Below are 16,165 nucleotides of genomic sequence, written 5' to 3'. Positions count from 1 at the left end.
GCCACGCTCACGCCGGCTTGCGCTCGATCTCGACGCGCTCGATGACCACGTCCTGGAGCGGCCGGTCGCTCGGGCCGGTCGGGGTGTTCGCGATCGAGTCCACGACCTTCGCCGACTGCTCGTCCGCGACCTGACCGAAGATGGTGTGCCGGTTGTTCAGGTGCGGGGTCGGGCCCACCGTGATGAAGAACTGGGAGCCGTTGGTGCCCGGCCCGGCGTTCGCCATCGCCAGCAGGTACGGCCGGTCGAAGCGCAGCTCCGGGTGGAACTCGTCGCCGAACTTGTAGCCCGGGCCACCGCGACCGGTGCCGGTCGGGTCACCCATCTGGACCATGAAGCCGCTGATCACGCGATGCGAGATGGTGCCGTCGTAGTACGGCCCGCTGCCCGGCTGGCCGGTGCGCGGGTCGATGTACTCCCGGGTGCCCTCGGCCAGCTCCACGAAGTTGCGGACGGTCTTCGGCGCGTGGTTCGGGAAGAGCTCCAACCGGATCGGGCCAGCGTTGGTGTGCAAGGTGGCGTAGACAGCCTCGGCCACGGGTACTCCTCACTCGTTGGTCAGTTCCATGCGGATCCTCCCATGTGCCCGATCTGGCCATGCGGAGGCATCCGAAGGTGGAGGATGACGGAGGAACAACTCCCAGGAGGTGGGACCGTGTTTGGAATCGGGCGGCGCAAGACCCGGGGGCAGCTCGCGAAGGCCGAGCTGAACCAGGGCATCGGTCACCTGAGGCAGGCTGCCGCGCACGCGGCGAAGGGTGCCGGCGCCACGGTCGGCCCGCGCGTCCAGGCAGCCCGGGGCGCCGTCGCGCCCACCGCGATCGTCGTCCGGGACCGGGCGTCGAGCGGCGTCGCGTCGACGGTGGCCGCACTCGCGCCGCTGGTTCTGGCGGTGCGCAACGCCCAGGCCGAGGGCGCCGGCAAGGCCGTGACCGGCCGCAGGGCGGCCGCCGCCAAGCAGGCCGCCATGAGCAAGAAGGTGAAGGCGAAGAACATGAAGGCCGCGAAGAAGAAGCAGAAGAGGTCGCGCGGCATGACGACCGGCCTGCTGGTCGCCGGCACGGTCGCCGGCCTGGCCGGCGCCATGGCCATGCGCCGTCGCCGCGAGCAGCAGGAGTGGGCCGAGTACGACCCGACCGGCAAGCTGGAGCCGATGCGGGAGGACGTGGACACGATCGTGGTGGAGACCCCCGACGCCACCGCGAAGGTCACCCAGGCCGGGCCGACCGGCGCCGGCAGCTCGGCGGTGGCCGGCAGCGGCAGCGCCTCGACCGCCACGTCGAGCAGCCAGCCGGTGATCCAGCCGACCGACAAGGTGCCGTCGGTCGCCGAGGGCGCCAAGGACGCCTCCGGCCGCCCGGCGGACGACATCACCAAGGCCGTGCAGAACGGCCGGAGCAGCACCAAGGCCAGCGGGCGCCGCTGACCCCGGCGGTCCCGGAAAGCGCCGGCGCGCGGGGGTCCGCCCCGCGTGGCCGGCGCTTCCGTCTGCGGTTACGGGCGGGCTACAGCCAGCCGTTGCGGCGGAACCAGCGGTACAGGATGAACGAGAGGCCCAGGTTCACGGCCCAGATGCCCGGATAGCCGTACGTCCATTTCAGCTCCGGCATGTTCTCGAAGTTCATGCCGTAGATGCCCGCGATGGCGGTCCACACCGCGCCGATCGCCGCCCAGGCGGCGATCTTGCGCATGTCGTTGTTCTGGTCGACGGTGACCTGGGCCAGCCGCGCCTGGAGGATCGAGTTGAGCAGGTCGTCGTAGGAGTTCACCTGCTCGACCGTGCGGCTGAGGTGGTCCTGCACGTCCCGGAAGTAGCGCCGCACCTCCTGCGGCACCTCCCGGTTCACCTGCGAGGTGAGGGTGAGCAGCGGGCGCTGCAACGGCATCACGGCCCGCTTGAACTCCACCAGCTCCCGCTTCATCTGGTAGATCCGTTGGATCCGCCCGCTGCCCTGCCGGTCGAAGACGTCCGCCTCCAGCACGTCGAGGTCGTCCTCCAGCCGGTCGGCGACCTCCAGGTAGAGGTCCACCACCCGGTCGGTGACCGCGTACGCGACGGCCCACGGGCCGTGCAGCAGCAGGTCCCGCTTCGCCTCCAGGTCGGCCCGGACCGGCGACAGCCGGCAGGCGTCCCCGTGGCGGACGCTGATCAGGAAGTTCGGCCCGATGAAGAGCATCACCTGGCCGGTCTCCACCACCTCGGAGTTCTCGGTCAGCTCGGTGTGCTCGCAGTAGCGGGCGGTGCGCAGCACCAGGAAGGCCACGTCGCCGAAGCGCTCCAGCTTGGGACGCTGCTGGGCCTTGACCGCGTCCTCCACGGCCAACTCGTGCAGGCCGAAGGTGGCCGCGATCGCGGTCATCTCGTCCAGCTCCGGCTCGTGCAGGCCGAGCCAGACGAACCCGTTCCGCTCCCGGCGGGCCGCGGCCAGGGCCTCGGCGTAGTGCCACTCGCCGGTCCGGCGCTCGCCGTCGACGTAGAGACCGCAGTCGACGATCCCGCTCCGGTCCGGGCCGGCCGGCCGGGTCGTACGCGGAGAGCCGTCGGCGTTGAGGATCCGGGACATGGCGCGTACCGGTGCCGCCCAGGCCCGTGGTCTGGGTGTCCGGTCGTCGTTCTGCCCGGCGCTGCGGTCGCGTGCCACCCGGTCCGTCATCTCGCCCCCTCTCCACGAAGCTGCGGCTTGCAGGTTACGCCGGTCGGGACGAGGCGCAGCGCGGCCGAGCACGGGGCGGGCGGCCGGACTGCGACCCGCGTCACGCCCGGGCGAGAGAGCGGTGACGGCGCCGGGCGGGCCGGCCGCGTCAGGGGGGTGAGGGGCGACACGGCCCACCCGGCACCCATTGGGGGGCGGGGGTTGTGCTGTGCGCGCCGGCGGTCCCCGGACGGGGGCAGCCCGTGGCTCCCCGGTCGGCGGACCGGCCACCGAGGAAAGGTGAGCGGCGCTCGCAGCATTGTGGGTCGCCGGCCGGCCCAGCGGGAGAGCCGGACCGGCCGGTATCGCCTTTCTGTCGGAAACCCGACAGACGACTAGCCTCGGACGGCCGCTACCGCCTGCGCCAGCCGCTGGACGCCCTCGTCGATCCGGTCGGCCGTCACCGCCGAGAAGGCCAGCCGCAGCGCGTGCCGGCCGCCGTCGATCATGAAGTCGCTGCCCTTGACCACCGCGACGCCGCGCTCCGCCGCGGCCGGGGCGAGCCGGTCGACCTCCACGTCCTCGGGGAGCTCCACCCAGAGGAAGTAGCCGCCGTCCGGCTCCACGAACCGGGCCTCGGGGATGTGCCGGCGCAGCGACTCGGCCAGCACCACGGCGCGCTCGCCGAGCGCCGTCCGCACCGTGTGGATCGACCGGTCGATCTCACCGGAGACGCAGAACTGGTGCACGATCGCCTCGGAGACCATGCCCGGCGAGATGTAGAGGCTGGTGGCCCGCTTGGCGATCTTCGCGATCACGTCGGCCGGGCCGACCAGGTAGCCGACCCGGACGCCCGGGCAGACCGTCTTGGTGAAGCTGGAGGCGTGCACCACCACGCCCCGGGTGTCCATCGACAGCATCGAGGGCAGCGGCTCGCCCCGGAAGCGGATGTCCGCGTACGGGTCGTCCTCGAAGATCGTGAAGTCGTACTCGGCGGCCAGGTCGAGCAGCTCGCGACGCTTCTCCAGGGAGAGGGTCACGCCGGCCGGGTTCTGGTAGTTCGGGATGACGTGGGCCAGCCGCGGCCGGACCCCGGACTCCAGCAGCTTGCGCAGCTCGGCGGTGTCCAGGCCGTCCGGCTGGATCGTCACGCCGTGGATCTCGCTGCCCATCTGCTGGAGGTTGAGCAGCGTCCGGTCGTAGGTCGGGCGCTCGACCACCACCGCGTCGCCCCGGCGGACCAGGTGGTCGAAGAGGAACGCGTCGGCCTGGAGCGAGCCGTTGGTGATCAGCACCTGGTCGGCCTCGACGCCGTGCTTCTCCGCGATCCACTTCCGCAGGGGCGGGTAACCGACGGAGGTGCCGTACGCCGTGATCCCGGCGGGGTCGGCGTCGAAGGCGCGGACGGCGGCGGCCTTGAGCCCCTCGACATCGACGATGTCCAACGAGGGAGCGCCACGGGCGAAGGAGATCAGCTGCTCGGCGGTCATGCGCACGAGCCTAGGGCCTGGCCCGGCGGGTCCGACCGCCATACACGCGAAGTTCAACATGCGGGCGGCCGCTCCGTCCACCAGGGCCGACGCGGATTCGAAACGAGTTCACGGCTGTCTACCATCCGACCGGAAGCTGGCGCCGGGACCACCGGCCGCCGAAGGATTGCGGGTCGCGGCAGGCCCGGGGAGACAGGTGGTGAGGCTCGTGACCGAGGACGAGGCCGGACGGCTCGACGACCAGCAGTTCGCGCAGTGGCTGGCCGGGCGGGCGGGCGAGGCGCTCACCGCGCTGCGGGCCCGGCAGGGCTTCGCCGACCCGAAGGCGCTCAAGGACGCCGGCGACCGCGCGTCGCACGAGCTGATGACCGAGGCGCTGGCCCGCTGGCGGCCGGCCGACGCGGTGCTCTCCGAGGAGGAGGCCGACTCGCGCCGGGCCTGGGCGGACGGCGAGCGGGCGCCCCGGCACGACGCCGACCGGGTCTGGATCATCGACCCGCTCGACGGCACCCGGGAGTTCTCCGAGGCCGGGCGGGACGACTGGGCGGTGCACGTGGCGCTCTGGCAGCGCTCGGCCGCGCCGGACGGCGCGCTGATCGCCGGTGCCGTGGGCATGCCGGCCCGGACCACCGTGGACGGTGACCAGCTCATCCTCGGCACCGCCTGCCCGACCCCGAAGGCGGTCGACGGGCCGATCCGGATCGCGGTGAGCCGCAGCCGCCCGCCGGCCTTCGTCGGCGAGCTGGTCGACCTGCTCGGCGCGCAGGCCGTGCCGATGGGCTCCGCCGGAGTCAAGGTGTGCGCCGTGGTGACCGGCGAGGTCGACGCGTACGTCCACGCGGGCGGCCAGTACGAATGGGACAGCGCCGCCCCGGTGGCGGTGGCCCTGGGCGCCGGGATGCACGCGTCCCGGATCGACGGGTCGCCGCTGCGCTACAACCGGGCCGACCCGCGCCTGCCCGACCTGCTGGTCTGCCGCCCCGAGCTGGCCGACCGGCTGCTCGACGCGATCGCCCGCACCGGGGTCGAGATGCCCGGTTCGACCGTCACCGGCACCCCGAGTGGGGCGTTCGGCTGAGTGTTGCGGTACGCACGGCCCGGGTGACCGGAGGATATCGTCGGTCGGAATGCACGTCCGACCTGAGCCCCGAGAGACGGGCCACCGCCAGCCAGGGAGGGTCATGCCGGCCGAGCGAGACCAGCACAACGCCTTCGGACAGCCGACCGGCCTCTGGCCGGGGCAGGACGTCCCGCGCCAGCAGGGCGCGCCCGTCCTGCCCTGGCCCGAGGCCGCGCCGCCGGTGCCACCGGCCGAGGCCCGATCCGGCCTGCCCTGGCCGGAGACCGGGCCCGGGCACGCCGACCCCGACCCCCGGTGGGCCGGCGCCGACCGGGGACACGCCTGGCCGGCGCGGCAGGCCGGCCCGACCGGGTACCCCGACACCGACCGGGCACCCCAGGCCGGGGACGCCGACTGGCCGTCGCACGGCGGGGACAACGAGTGGTCGCCGCACGGCGGGGACAACGACTGGCCGCCACAGGGCCGGGATGCCGAATGGCCGCCCCAGGGCGGGGATGCCGACTGGGCGACCCAGGCCGGGGACGCCGGCTGGGCGCCGCAGGGCAACGACACGGACTGGGCGCCCCAGGGCGTTTCGGCAGGCCTCGCGCCGCAGGCCGGACCCGCCGGGCCCGGCGGATGGGGACCGCCCGCCCGCCCCGGCCCGGAAGCCGGTTGGGCCGAGGGCGCGTCCGCCGCCACCGCCACCCTGCCCGGGCCGCCGCCGGAGGGCGTCGGGGCCGAGCCGCGTACCGCGCCCGGCGGCGGTAGCGCCAACCAGCCGCCGGTCACGCCGACCCCGACGCCGCCCGGGGGTTCCCGACGCCGATGGCGGATCGCCGTCGCCGCGGCCCTCGTGCTCGCCGTCGCGGGCGGCGGCGCCGCCGTGGCGGCCCTCCGGCCCGACCCGACCCGGCAGGCCGGCGAGGCGCCGCGGACCGGCGGACCGGCGCAGTCGGCCCGCCCGAGCGGCGCGGCCACGCCCGGCGCCGCCACCCCGAGCGCGGAACAGGGCCTCGGCGGCAAGCCCACCGCGTCGCCGTCGACCTCCGCCGGCTCCGTCCCGGGCTTCGCCGGCACCCGGCTGACCCTCCCCGGCGCGTCGATCGGCGTGCAGAACGGGGAGAGCTTCGGGCAGGCGCTGAGCCGCTCCGACCGGACCTTCGGCAAGCTGCGGATGGCCCGCGTCTTCTTCCCCGGGCTGCCGCCCGCCTGGAACGGCAGCCGGGCCGACGTCGTGGACCGGACCGTCGTGGTCTCCTTCAAGGCCTCCCCCCAGGAGATCAACTCCGGCAAGTACGACTCCCGGCTCGCCTCCTGGTTCGCCTCGATCCCGCGCGACCACAACGTGTACTGGTCCTACTTCCACGAGCCCGAGGACGACGTCGAGCGCGGCGGGTTCACCACGACGGCGTACCGGACGGCCTGGAAGCGGGTCGCCGGGCTGGCGAACCGGGCCAACAACCCCAAGCTGATCAACACGTTGATCCTGATGTGCTGGACGCTCGACCCGAAGTCCGGACGCAGCTTCGACGCCTTCTACCCGGGCGGCGACGTGATCGAGACGCTCGGTTGGGACTGCTACAACTGGGGCGCCAAGTGGAAGCGGTACGCCTCGCCGCAGGAAATCTACGGCGAGATGATCAGCAAGTCCAAGGCGCTGGGCAAGCCGTGGGGCGTCGCGGAGACCGGCAGTGACCTGGTGCCGGGCGACTCGGGTAGCGGGCGGGCGACCTGGATCCGCTCGATGACCGGCTTCCTCAACGGCCAGCGGCCGGAATTCGTGGCCTACTACAACCAGGTGGTCAGCCAGGGCGACTTCCGGCTGCTCGACCAGCCGAGCATCCAGGCGTGGAAGTCCTTCTGCGTGGCCTGACCCCGCGCGGCGGAAACGGGCGGGCGACCGGCTGGTCGCCCGCCCGTTTCGCGCGTACGGCTCAGATGCCCCGGCCGCGCTTGTGCAGGGTGCGCAGCACCCGGTCGGCCTGCACGGCCCGGCTGGCCACCGCCAGCGCCAGGTAGGCGCGCGGCTCCCGCGGGTTGCGGGCCAGGGTGCGCCGGGCCCAGCGCACGGCGTCCCGCCGGTTGCCCATGGCCGCCTGGGCGAAGGCGATCTGGCCGGCCACCCGCGCCTCGCCGTGCGGCACCGTGGCGAACTCCGGGTAGCGGCGCAGCAGCCACTGCAACGCGGTCGAGATGGTCTCCCAGCGCTGCGCGAAGTACGACCGCTTGTGCCAGCGGACCAGCACGTACGGGCTCTCCACGTTGACCAGCGGGGCGTACCGGGCGGCCCGGAGCAGAAACTCGTAGTCCTCCGCGTAGCTGCCCGGGATCTGCTCGTCGACCAGCCCGATCGCGTCGAGCAGGGCGGCCCGGCGGATCAGGAACGTCGAGGGGTGCAGCTCGGTGAGCCGGTCGCGGAGCAGCGCCTCCAGCGACACCCGGGACCGGTCCAGCGAGCGGTCCACCGTGCGGTCGTCGTAGCTGACCCGGATGCCGCAACTGACCAGTGCGCCGTCCGGGTGCACGTCGAGCGCGCCGAGCTGGGCGGCGAGCTTGCCGGGCAGCCACTCGTCGTCGTCGTCGCAGAACGCGACCAGGTCGCCGGTGGCCGCCTCGATGCCGGTGTTGCGCGCCCCGGCCAGCCCCGGGCTGCGGGTGTTGGTGATGACCCGGACCCGCCGGTCGCCCCGGTCCAGCTCCAGCGACCGGTCCGGCTCGGACTGGTCGTAGACCACGATGGCCTCGATCAGGCCGGGGTGCGCCTGGCTGAGGATCGCGTCGAGCGCCGCGCGCAGCAGCTCCGGACGGTCCCGCGTCGGTACGACGACCGAGATGCTCGGCCCACTCATGCTTTCTCCACGGACTCGTCGGATCCCCGCTGGCCCAGGTAGCCGTAGCGGACTCGGAAGGGAAGCGTGGCCAGGCTGACCACGGCCCGGCTGCGGCGCGGCAGGCGGCTCCGCCACGCCTCGTCCCGCCGCACAGTCAACGGCCCGCCGCTGAACCGCAGCGGGTTGCCGGCGATGCTGTGCGCGCGGAAGGGCGCGGCGGGCGGATCCGTGAGGATGCGCAGCGCCTCGGGGTCGTCCGGCAGGCCGGCGAACTCGCGGAGCCGGCGGACCGTGCCGGCCGGGTCGGCGGTGAAGTCCTCGTAGCGCAGCCGGAGCACCTGCGCCCGGGCGGCGAGCAGGTGGAACGCGGCGTTCTGCGCCGTCCACAGCTTGCTCACCTCGAACGGCGAGAAGGTCGGCATGAAATCCTCGCCGTCAACCACCTCCGGCCGGCGCACCTGCTTGCCCCACGAGTAGGCCACCGCCCGGCTGTCCCGGACCAGGTGCAGCACCCGCAGGTCGAGCCCTTCGGCCCAGCGCAGCGCGAAGGCGAGCGAGGCGTGCTTGCTGGAGTCGATCACCACCCGGGCGCCGGTCGCTGCCAGGGCGGCCCGGTAGATGCGGGTGTAGAGGTCGGCGTAGCGGCGGACGTCGGCGAGTTGCTCGGCGGAGAGCGCGTTCTTCGCCAGCCGGGGGATGTGCCGGGTCCGGTCGACCCGGTCCTTGAGCGCCAGCACGTCGTCGCGGTCGACGGCGGACCAGCCGCCGAAGGCGTGCTCACCCACCTGCTGCCAGAACGGGCAGGCGGTGAAGCGTTCGCCGCAGCCGCACCGCTCGTCGGCGCCGAGCGCCCGCTCCCAGAGGTGCACCACCTCACCGACCGCGCAGACGTCGGCACTCTGCGCCAGCAGCAGCTCCAGCAGCGTCGACCCGCTGCGGCCGAGGCCGCCGACGAAGAGGACGCGGGGCTCGGCCAGCTCCGGGGCGCTCACCGGCGCCGCCCGCCGGCGCGCTCGCGTTGGCGAGCCACCAGGCCGTCGATCACCGCGCCGACCCGGGCCACCGCCTCGGCGCGCGGATCGGGCCGGCCCGGGTCCGCGGCCAGGACGAACCGGGCGGGGTCGGCCAGCCCCTCGTCGAGGGCAGCCACCAGCTCCGCCTCGGACTCGCAGAGGCGGACCATCCCGGCCGTGCCCAGCCGCCGGGAGAAGAGCTGCTGATGGTTGTCGACGTGCTCGTCGTGGCTCGGGTCGCGGGGCACCACGATCGGCAGGTGGCCGGTGCGCCGGGCCTCGGTGATGGTGGCCGGGCCGCCGTGGCTCACCACGAGCGTCGCCTCGGCCATCGCCCGCTGGAGCTCCTCGTGGCCCAGGAACGGGGTGGCCTCGGGCAGCGCCGGAGGGCGGCTGTGGCCGTACTGGAGGACGAGCCGGACCTCGGGCCGGTCGGCGTGCCACCGCTCCAGCCAGCCCACCAGCCGGTCGAACCGGTGCACGTCGGTGCCGACGACCACCAGCACGTACGGCACCGGCCGGCCGTCGCGCTGCCGGGGCAGATGAACGCTCACAGCGCCACCTTCGTTCGCGACTGCGGGGCTCGCAAAACCGGCTCACTCCTCGCGCTCACAGCGCCACCTTCGTTCGCGACTGCGGGGCTCGCAAAACCTGCTCACTCCTCGCGCTCACAGGAGGTTCCCCACGACGGTCGCCTCCGGGTACATGCGGCGCTGCTCCTCCCACTGCACGAGCATCGCGGAGAGGAAGGGACGGCAGAGCCGGGCGGTCAGCGTCGCGCTGTCGATCCGGTCGTAGACCTCGATGTAGACCGTCGGGATCCGGCGCAGCCGGGCCGCGACCACGAACGGCAGGGCGACCCCGGCGCCGGTGGTGACCACGGCGTCGACGCGGCGTCGGCGGATCACCTTCAGGGCGAGGAAGGCGTTGCGGACCAGGTTCCGGACGTTCCGGGTGGTGGGGTGGTGGGCCCAGACCACGTCCTCACCGTCGAGCAGCGAGCGGGCGTCCGGGGTGTCGAAGGTGACCCACGCCCGACGCCGCTCCCGGTACCAGGGCTCCAGCGCCAGGAGCTGGGCGAGATGCCCGCCACTGGAGCCGACCAGCAGGACCTGACCCGAGTCGTCGATTGACCCGCTCACCAGAATGTTCCTCCCCGTACGCCGCGACCACGTCCGGATTTTCGTGAATGACCCCCGGACGCGCCATGACAACCTACTGGCGCGGGGTGGACAACTGAAGGGGCCGTTGGACGGATCCCCACCGACCGGTCGGGTCACCCCGCGAATCCCGTGAACGGGATCCGGCGGGGCGCGCGACGACCGAGGTCAGCCGGGCTACGACCGCCATGGTGGGCCGGGCCAACGGCGCCGGCCGATGATGTGTCAGGATTCCGTCACCGCTCCGCACGAGGGCCGACGGCGACGCCGACCCCGGGGGCAGGTCGGGCCCAACACCGGGAAACCCGCCGAATGGCCAGCGCCGATCGGCCATATCTACGCGGGCTGCCTACACCTGGGCAGGCTTACCGGAACGGGAGCAGACTTTCCCTCATCGTTCGGATCGGGGACACTCAAGGTCACGGTCAGGTCCAGCTGCGCCGTGGACTGCCCGGCTCGGCCGAAAGGGAGCGACAGACTCTGATGCCCTCACCCCATTTGGCCGAGAGCGACTCCGACGGTCTTGCCCTCATGGCCTACCTGGGCTGGCTGCGCCGCCGTTGGTGGATCCTGCTCCTCGCCGCGGTCCTCGGCCTGGCCGGCGGCCTGGCGGTGAGCCAGCTCCAGCACGCGCGCTACACGTCGGGCACGTCGCTGCTCGTGCGCCCGCTCAGCGCCGGCGCGGAGAGCAACCCCAACGCCAAGGTGAACCTCGACACCGAGGCACAGGTGGTCCGTTCGCTGGTCGTGGCCGAGCGGGCCAAGGGCCTCATGAAGGTCGACACCGGAGCCGACCAGCTGGTGAAGTCGGTGACGGTCACCGTCCCGCCGAACAGCCAGATCCTCCAGGTGGGCTACGAGGCGGACAGCCCCGCCCAGGCGCAGTCCGGGTCGCACGCCTTCGCGCAGGCCTACCTCGACCTGCGCAAGGCCACCGCGCAGAAGGCGCTGGAGAACGAGACCACCGCGCTCAAGCAGCAGATCACCGACGTGAACAAGCAGCTCAGCGTGGTCGCCGGGCGGATCGCCGCGGCGCCGTCCAACAGCCCCGAACGGGAGCGCGCCGAGGCCGATCGGAACGTGCTGACCAATCAGCTCACCTCGCTGAACAACCGGCTCAGCCCACTGCTCTCCGCCGAGAACGACCCGGGCGAGATCATCTCGGACGCCCGGCTGCCGGAGAGCCCCAGCTCACCGAACCGGACCTTGAACCTGGCCAGCGGCATCGGCGCCGGCCTGCTGCTCGGCATCGTGCTGGCGCTGGTGCTGGACCGGCTGGACACCCGCATCCGCCGGGGGCGCGACATCTCCGACCGCGTCGGCCTGCCGCTGCTGCTGGAGCTGCCCGCGCGCACCCCGTCGCTGACGGTCCTGCCGGCCACCCACAAGATCTCCCGCGAGCTGGGCCGGCTGCGCAACGTGCTGCTGTCCGCGGTGCCCGAGCCGGCGCAGGCCGGCCGGGGACGCCAGTTGCTGCTCTGCGACGGCTCGGCCGGCGCCGCCGCCGGGTTCGTCGCGGCCAACCTGGCCGCCGCGTACGCCCGCACCGGCCAGCAGGTCGCGCTGATCACCACCAAGCCGGACTCGGCGCTGAGCGGCATCACCGGGGTGGCCGAGGGGCGGCACAGCCTCGCCTCCGTGCTCCGCCGGGACGTGCCGGCGCTCAAGGCGCTGGCCCCGCTGCCCGGCCTCGGCCAGCTCCGGGTGCTCGTCCCGGGCGACCTGGACGCCGAGGTCGAGCTGCCGGTCTCCGGCCTGCTGGAGATCCTGCGCGAGCTGTCCGCGCGCTTCGACCACGTGATCATCGAGACCGCCCAGCCGACCCTCGCCGTGGAGGCCCAGGCGCTGGGCCGGCACGTCGACGCGGTGATCGTGGTGGCCGAGAGCGGGCGGACCCGCAGCGGCGAGATCACCGCCGCCCTCCAGCAGTTCGAGCAGGTCAACGCCCCGGTGATCGGTGCCGTGCTGGCCCCGCGCCTGCCCGCCCCGGCCCCCGGCGCCACCCGGCCGGCGGCCCCGGTCAACCGGCCCAAGCCCCGGCCGAGCCCCGGCCCGTCCGCCGAGTCCACGATGGTGCTGCCCCGGATGCACCCGTCAGGTCCGGGCTCCGGCTCCGGGCCGGCGAAGCCGCCCGCGCCGGGCAAGGCGTCCGTCAAGCCGCCGGTGCCGGGCAAGCCGCTGCCGGTCAACGGCAGCGGCGGCACCTACCGGTCCCGGGGTGACGGCGACGGCCGCAGCTATGCGCTCGACTCCGGCGAGGACCTGGGGTGAACCGGCGGCAGATGCTTCGTGCCGCCCTCGCCCCGGCCCTCGTGGTCGGCCTCGGCACGGCGTGCAGCGAGCCCCAGCCCAAGGCGGGCAGCGTCGACGTGGTCGACCCGGGCAGCGCCCCGGCGACGCCCGCGCCGAGCCCGACCCCGAGCCTGCCGGCCGGCCCGCTGACCGGCGCGCCGGTGAGCGCGGCGCCGCTGGCCGGCCGCCAGGCGGTCGCCGTGCCGCTGCGGGTCAGCCCGTCGACCACCCCGGCCGGGCTGGACGCGGCCGACCTGGTCTACGCCGAGTTCGCCGAGTCCGACACGCTGCACCTGACCGCGGTGTTCCAGTCCCGCGACGCCGCCAAGGTCGGCCCGGTCGCCGAGATCCGCCCGGTCGACATCCGGTCGGTCGCCGTGCTGCGCCCGTTCGTCGGTTACGACGGCGGCCCCACCGGCTTCCTCACCCAGTTCGAGAAGTCCGGGCTGGCCGGGATCACGCCGGACGACGGCGACGTCATCGACGACGGCTACACCTCGACGGCCGCGCTGCTCAAGGCCGCACCGAAGGGCGGCCAGCCGCCCACGGCGCCGCTCGACCACGCCACCGACGGCGCCGCCCTGGCCGCGCGGGACCTCGTCCCGGCCACCGAACTGTCGGTCGCCGTCTCCGGCGGCCCGCCGATGGTCTGGCGGTACGACCAGCAGAAGTCGCTCTGGGTGGGCAAGGTGGGCACCGCCACGGTGACCGCCGCCTCGGTGATCGTGCTGACCATGGAATACCGGACGCTCGACGTCCGGAACCCGTCGCCGCGGTCGCTCCCGTCCGCGAACGTGTTCGGTGAGGGCGCGCTGATCGCGGTCTCCGGGCCGTCCAGCGCGAAGGGCCGGTGGCGCAAGCCGGGCCTCGGGATGGTGTGCACCCTCGCCGACAACGGAGGCGACCTCCTGCACCCGCAGCCCGGCAATGCCTGGGTGATCTACGCGCCGACCACCGCCAAGGTCACCGTGAAATGAGCACCGTCACCCCGCCCCGCCCGGCGCGCGGGTCGGCCCCGGTCGGCGCGGCCGTGCCACCGCCCGCCGGGACCCGGCTCACGCCGGCCGCGGTGCGGCCGAGGGGCTGGTCGCTGCGGTTGCCCACGGCATGGCCGCTGATCGCGCTCTTCGTGCTCTACCCACTGTGGTGGGCGCTCGGGGTGTCCAGTTTCGTCTTCGTCGTCTTCGCGGTGCCGATGCTGGTGCAGCTGCGTCGCCGGGGCCCGGTCCGGGTGCCGCCCGGCTTCGGGATCTGGCTGCTCCTGCTGCTCTGGTTGGTCCTCTCCGCCGCGATGCTCGGCCTCACCGCGCCGAACACGCTGCCGCCGGGCGGCGGCGGCCGGTACATCGGCTGGGCCATCCGGCTCGCCAACTTCGTCGGCATGACCGTGGTCATGCTCTACGTCTACAACCTGGGCGAGCGGGAGCTGTCCCGGCGCCGGATCGTCCGGCTCTTCGGGTTCATGGGCGTGGTCGTGGTGATCGGCGGCTGGCTCGGCTCGCTCTTCCCGACCCTCGGTTTCGTCGCGCCGCTGCGGTTCATTTTGCCGCACTCGATCGCCAGCCAACCCTTCGTCGTCTCGCTCATGGACGTGAAGTTCGCCCAGGTCCAGCAGGTGATCGAGGGTGAGGCCAGCTCGCCGCGACCGTCCGCGCCGTTCACCTACACGAACTCGTGGGGCGAGAACACGGCGATCCTGCTCATCTGGCTGATCGTCGGCTGGGTGGTGCTGGGGCGGCCGCTGCGCCGGGTGGCCGGGGTGGCGATCGCGCTGGCCGCGATCTTCCCGATCATCTACTCGCTCAACCGCGGCCTCTGGATCGGCCTTGGCATCTCCGCGGTCTACGTGGCGTTCCGCCTCGCCCTGCGTGGCCGGATGGCGGTGCTCGGCGGGCTCGCCCTGGCGGTCGGGCTGATCGGGGTGCTGATCATCGCCACACCGCTGGGCCGCACCTTCGACGAGCGGTTGCAGAACGGGCACAGCGACGACATCCGCACCACGCTCTCCGAGGGCGCGGTGGCCGCGGCCAACCACTCACCGGTCCTCGGCTACGGCGGAAACCGGGCGTTGATCGGCAGCAACCGGTCGATCGCCATCGGCAAGTCCGACGACTGCAAGCAGTGCGGCAACCGGGAACTGGGCAGCAACGGCCAGCTCTGGGCGCTGCTGGTCGGCCAGGGCTACGTGGGCGCGATCTGCTACAACGGCTTCTTCCTCTACTGCCTCTGGCGCTACCGGCGCGACCACAGCGCGATCGGGATCGCCGGCAGTCTCGTGCTCATTCTCATGCTCTTCTTCCAGTTCACCTACGGAGCACTGGAAGCCACCCTCGCCTACGGCCTGATCTCGGTCGCCCTGCTCGCCCGCAACGACCGGCTCCGCCGGGCGCTCGCGCCGGCGCCGCCCCGGGGCACCGTGGCCGGGTTGCGGGCCCGACTGGAAGCAGCCGGTGACCACTGATGGTGTTCCGCGTACCTCCGGACGGCGACGGCCGCTCCGCCTACCTCGGTGAGCTGGCCGGGCTGATCTGGCCCGAGCCGGCCGAACCGGCCCTGCGCAGAGGTGGCGCCGGCTGGGTGGTGGTGCCCTCGGCGTCCCGCCCGCGGCTGCTGGTGCCCACCGGCTCCGGCCGGGCCGCGGCGAGCGCCGTCCGGCACTCCACCGAGGCGGTCGGCCGCAAGGCCAGGCTGGTCCGGCAGGGCCTGGCCACCGCGTTCCGGCTCGGGCTGGGGCCGCTGGTGTTCCGCGACCGGCTGGTGGTGACCGGCGGTGGGCTGGACGCGTACCTGGCCGAGGTGCTGGGCGAGCGGGCGCTGGTCAGCCTGCACATCGGGCCGGCCCGGGCGAATCGCAAGCCGGTGCTGCAACTGCTCGCCCCGGACGGCCGGGCCCTCGGGTACGCGAAGCTCGGCGTCGACCCGCTGACCCGCGCCCTCGTCGACGCGGAGGCCGCCGCGCTGCGCCGGCTGGCCGGCCTGCCGCTCGGCCCGGTGACCGTGGCCGGGGTACGCCACCACGGCGACTGGCACGGGCACGCGCTGCTGGTGCAGGAGGCGCTGCCGGTGCGGCTGCCCCGGGCCACCCCGGCCGTCGCCGAGGCGGCCGAGCGGGCGGCCATGGTGGCGGTCGCCGGCTGCCTGGGCGTACGCCGGCGGTCCTGGGCCGGGAGCGACCACGCGGCCCGGCTGGCCGACGCGGTGGACGCGCTCGGCGCGCGCCCGGAGGCCGGGCGGCTGCGCGCGGTGCTCAAGACGGTCGCGGACCTGGACCCGACGGTGGCGTTCGGCGCCTGGCACGGTGACTGGAACGGCGGCAACAGCGCGGTGCTGGCCGACGGCCGGGTGCTGGTCTGGGACTGGGAGCGGTTCGAGGCGGACGTGCCGGTCGGCTACGACGCGCTGCACCGGGCGGTGCAGACCGCGATCGGCAACGACGGGGTGGAGCCGATCGAGGCCGCGCGGGCGTTGATCGCCGGGGCGGACCGGAGCCTGACGCCGTTCGACTCCGACGGCCGGGGCGCCGACCTGGTCGCGGTGCTCTACCTGGTGGAGCTGGGGGCACGCTATCTGCGGGACCGGCAGGCGGAGGCGGGTGCGCGACTGGGGCACGTCGACACCTGGCTGCTGCCCGCCGTGGAGGAGCACCTGGCCCGTCGGGCCCGGTGAGAGTGAGGAGTGGGTAC

The 16,165-nt window shown here is 73.8% G+C and carries 14 protein-coding genes; 7 read left to right on the top strand and 7 right to left on the bottom strand.

Features of this window, described 5'->3' with window-relative positions; all coding sequences use genetic code 11:
* Window positions 1-7: 7 nt before the first annotated feature.
* Window positions 8-538, bottom strand: coding sequence for a peptidylprolyl isomerase (locus ACFYPD_RS12600; protein ID WP_151465136.1), 531 nt, complete (start codon window positions 536-538; stop codon window positions 8-10).
* 84 nt (window positions 539-622) lie between these two features.
* Here ACFYPD_RS12600 and ACFYPD_RS12595 point away from each other — a divergent pair, with 84 nt between their 5' ends.
* Window positions 623-1,426, top strand: coding sequence for a hypothetical protein (locus ACFYPD_RS12595; RefSeq protein WP_387112088.1), 804 nt, complete (start codon window positions 623-625; stop codon window positions 1,424-1,426).
* A gap of 79 nt (window positions 1,427-1,505) precedes the next feature.
* Here ACFYPD_RS12595 and corA read toward each other — a convergent pair whose 3' ends face one another.
* Together corA and ACFYPD_RS12585 are read right to left on the bottom strand one after the other, a co-directional pair.
* Window positions 1,506-2,654 carry a magnesium/cobalt transporter CorA gene (gene corA, locus ACFYPD_RS12590; protein WP_387112085.1) on the bottom strand — a complete coding sequence of 383 codons (1,149 nt, stop codon included), beginning with the start codon at window positions 2,652-2,654 and terminating at the stop codon, window positions 1,506-1,508.
* Between the two features lie 374 nt (window positions 2,655-3,028).
* Complete coding sequence (locus ACFYPD_RS12585; RefSeq protein ID WP_387112083.1) at window positions 3,029-4,123, bottom strand: PLP-dependent aminotransferase family protein; 1,095 nt, start codon at window positions 4,121-4,123, stop codon at window positions 3,029-3,031.
* Between the two features lie 199 nt (window positions 4,124-4,322).
* On the opposite strand from ACFYPD_RS12585, the gene ACFYPD_RS12580 reads away from it, so the two are divergent.
* Entirely contained in the window at window positions 4,323-5,201 is an 879-nt protein-coding gene (locus ACFYPD_RS12580) for a 3'(2'),5'-bisphosphate nucleotidase CysQ (protein ID WP_387112080.1), read from the top strand.
* A gap of 103 nt (window positions 5,202-5,304) precedes the next feature.
* Entirely contained in the window at window positions 5,305-7,059 is a 1,755-nt protein-coding gene (locus ACFYPD_RS12575; RefSeq protein ID WP_387112077.1) for a hypothetical protein, read from the top strand.
* A gap of 61 nt (window positions 7,060-7,120) precedes the next feature.
* On the opposite strand, the gene ACFYPD_RS12570 is transcribed toward ACFYPD_RS12575, so the two are convergent.
* From ACFYPD_RS12570 to ACFYPD_RS12555, 4 genes are all read right to left on the bottom strand, one after another.
* Entirely contained in the window at window positions 7,121-8,035 is a 915-nt protein-coding gene (locus ACFYPD_RS12570) for a glycosyltransferase family 2 protein (RefSeq protein ID WP_107078870.1), read from the bottom strand.
* Entirely contained in the window at window positions 8,032-9,009 is a 978-nt protein-coding gene (locus ACFYPD_RS12565) for a sulfotransferase family protein (RefSeq protein ID WP_387112076.1), read from the bottom strand. Before ACFYPD_RS12565 ends, ACFYPD_RS12570 begins: the two co-directional genes overlap by 4 nt.
* Window positions 9,006-9,536: a glycosyltransferase gene (locus ACFYPD_RS12560; RefSeq protein ID WP_387112396.1), complete on the bottom strand. Its 531-nt coding sequence runs from the start codon at window positions 9,534-9,536 to the stop codon at window positions 9,006-9,008. The genes ACFYPD_RS12565 and ACFYPD_RS12560 overlap by 4 nt, the downstream gene beginning before the upstream one ends.
* 162 nt (window positions 9,537-9,698) lie before the next feature.
* The gene (locus tag ACFYPD_RS12555) at window positions 9,699-10,175 is read right to left on the bottom strand and encodes a UDP-N-acetylglucosamine--LPS N-acetylglucosamine transferase (RefSeq protein WP_091265599.1); all 477 of its coding nucleotides are present in this window, start codon (window positions 10,173-10,175) and stop codon (window positions 9,699-9,701) included.
* Window positions 10,176-10,673: 498 nt separating this feature from the next.
* On the opposite strand from ACFYPD_RS12555, the gene ACFYPD_RS12550 reads away from it, so the two are divergent.
* From ACFYPD_RS12550 to ACFYPD_RS12535, 4 genes are read left to right on the top strand one after another with little or no spacing between them, the layout of a single operon-like run.
* Entirely contained in the window at window positions 10,674-12,461 is a 1,788-nt protein-coding gene (locus tag ACFYPD_RS12550; RefSeq protein WP_387112074.1) for a Wzz/FepE/Etk N-terminal domain-containing protein, read from the top strand.
* Complete coding sequence (locus tag ACFYPD_RS12545) at window positions 12,458-13,459, top strand: DUF3048 domain-containing protein (RefSeq protein ID WP_387112072.1); 1,002 nt, start codon at window positions 12,458-12,460, stop codon at window positions 13,457-13,459. The genes ACFYPD_RS12550 and ACFYPD_RS12545 overlap by 4 nt, the downstream gene beginning before the upstream one ends.
* Window positions 13,456-14,943, top strand: a complete 1,488-nt coding sequence (locus ACFYPD_RS12540; RefSeq protein ID WP_387112069.1) for an O-antigen ligase family protein — start codon at window positions 13,456-13,458, stop codon at window positions 14,941-14,943. The genes ACFYPD_RS12545 and ACFYPD_RS12540 overlap by 4 nt, the downstream gene beginning before the upstream one ends.
* Window positions 14,943-16,148: a hypothetical protein gene (locus ACFYPD_RS12535; protein WP_387112068.1), complete on the top strand. Its 1,206-nt coding sequence runs from the start codon at window positions 14,943-14,945 to the stop codon at window positions 16,146-16,148. The genes ACFYPD_RS12540 and ACFYPD_RS12535 overlap by 1 nt, the downstream gene beginning before the upstream one ends.
* The last annotated feature ends 17 nt before the right edge of the window (window positions 16,149-16,165 follow it).

It is taken from the genome of Micromonospora sp. NPDC005299, from assembly GCF_042872345.1.
Taxonomy (GTDB): Bacteria; Actinomycetota; Actinomycetes; order Mycobacteriales; family Micromonosporaceae; genus Micromonospora.
The sequence above is the reverse complement of the archived record's forward strand: the minus strand, read 5'-3'. Positions and strand labels throughout refer to the sequence as shown.

Coding starts and splice junctions, on each gene's coding strand:
- ACFYPD_RS12585 (WP_387112083.1), bottom strand. CDS start 4,123: ATGACCGCCGAGCAGCTGATCTCCTTCGCCCGTGGCGCTCCCTCGTTG.
- ACFYPD_RS12535 (WP_387112068.1), top strand. CDS start 14,943: ATGGTGTTCCGCGTACCTCCGGACGGCGACGGCCGCTCCGCCTACCTC.
- ACFYPD_RS12575 (WP_387112077.1), top strand. CDS start 5,305: ATGCCGGCCGAGCGAGACCAGCACAACGCCTTCGGACAGCCGACCGGC.
- ACFYPD_RS12540 (WP_387112069.1), top strand. CDS start 13,456: ATGAGCACCGTCACCCCGCCCCGCCCGGCGCGCGGGTCGGCCCCGGTC.
- ACFYPD_RS12570 (WP_107078870.1), bottom strand. CDS start 8,035: ATGAGTGGGCCGAGCATCTCGGTCGTCGTACCGACGCGGGACCGTCCG.
- ACFYPD_RS12595 (WP_387112088.1), top strand. CDS start 623: ATGACGGAGGAACAACTCCCAGGAGGTGGGACCGTGTTTGGAATCGGG.
- ACFYPD_RS12550 (WP_387112074.1), top strand. CDS start 10,674: ATGCCCTCACCCCATTTGGCCGAGAGCGACTCCGACGGTCTTGCCCTC.
- corA (WP_387112085.1), bottom strand. CDS start 2,654: ATGACGGACCGGGTGGCACGCGACCGCAGCGCCGGGCAGAACGACGAC.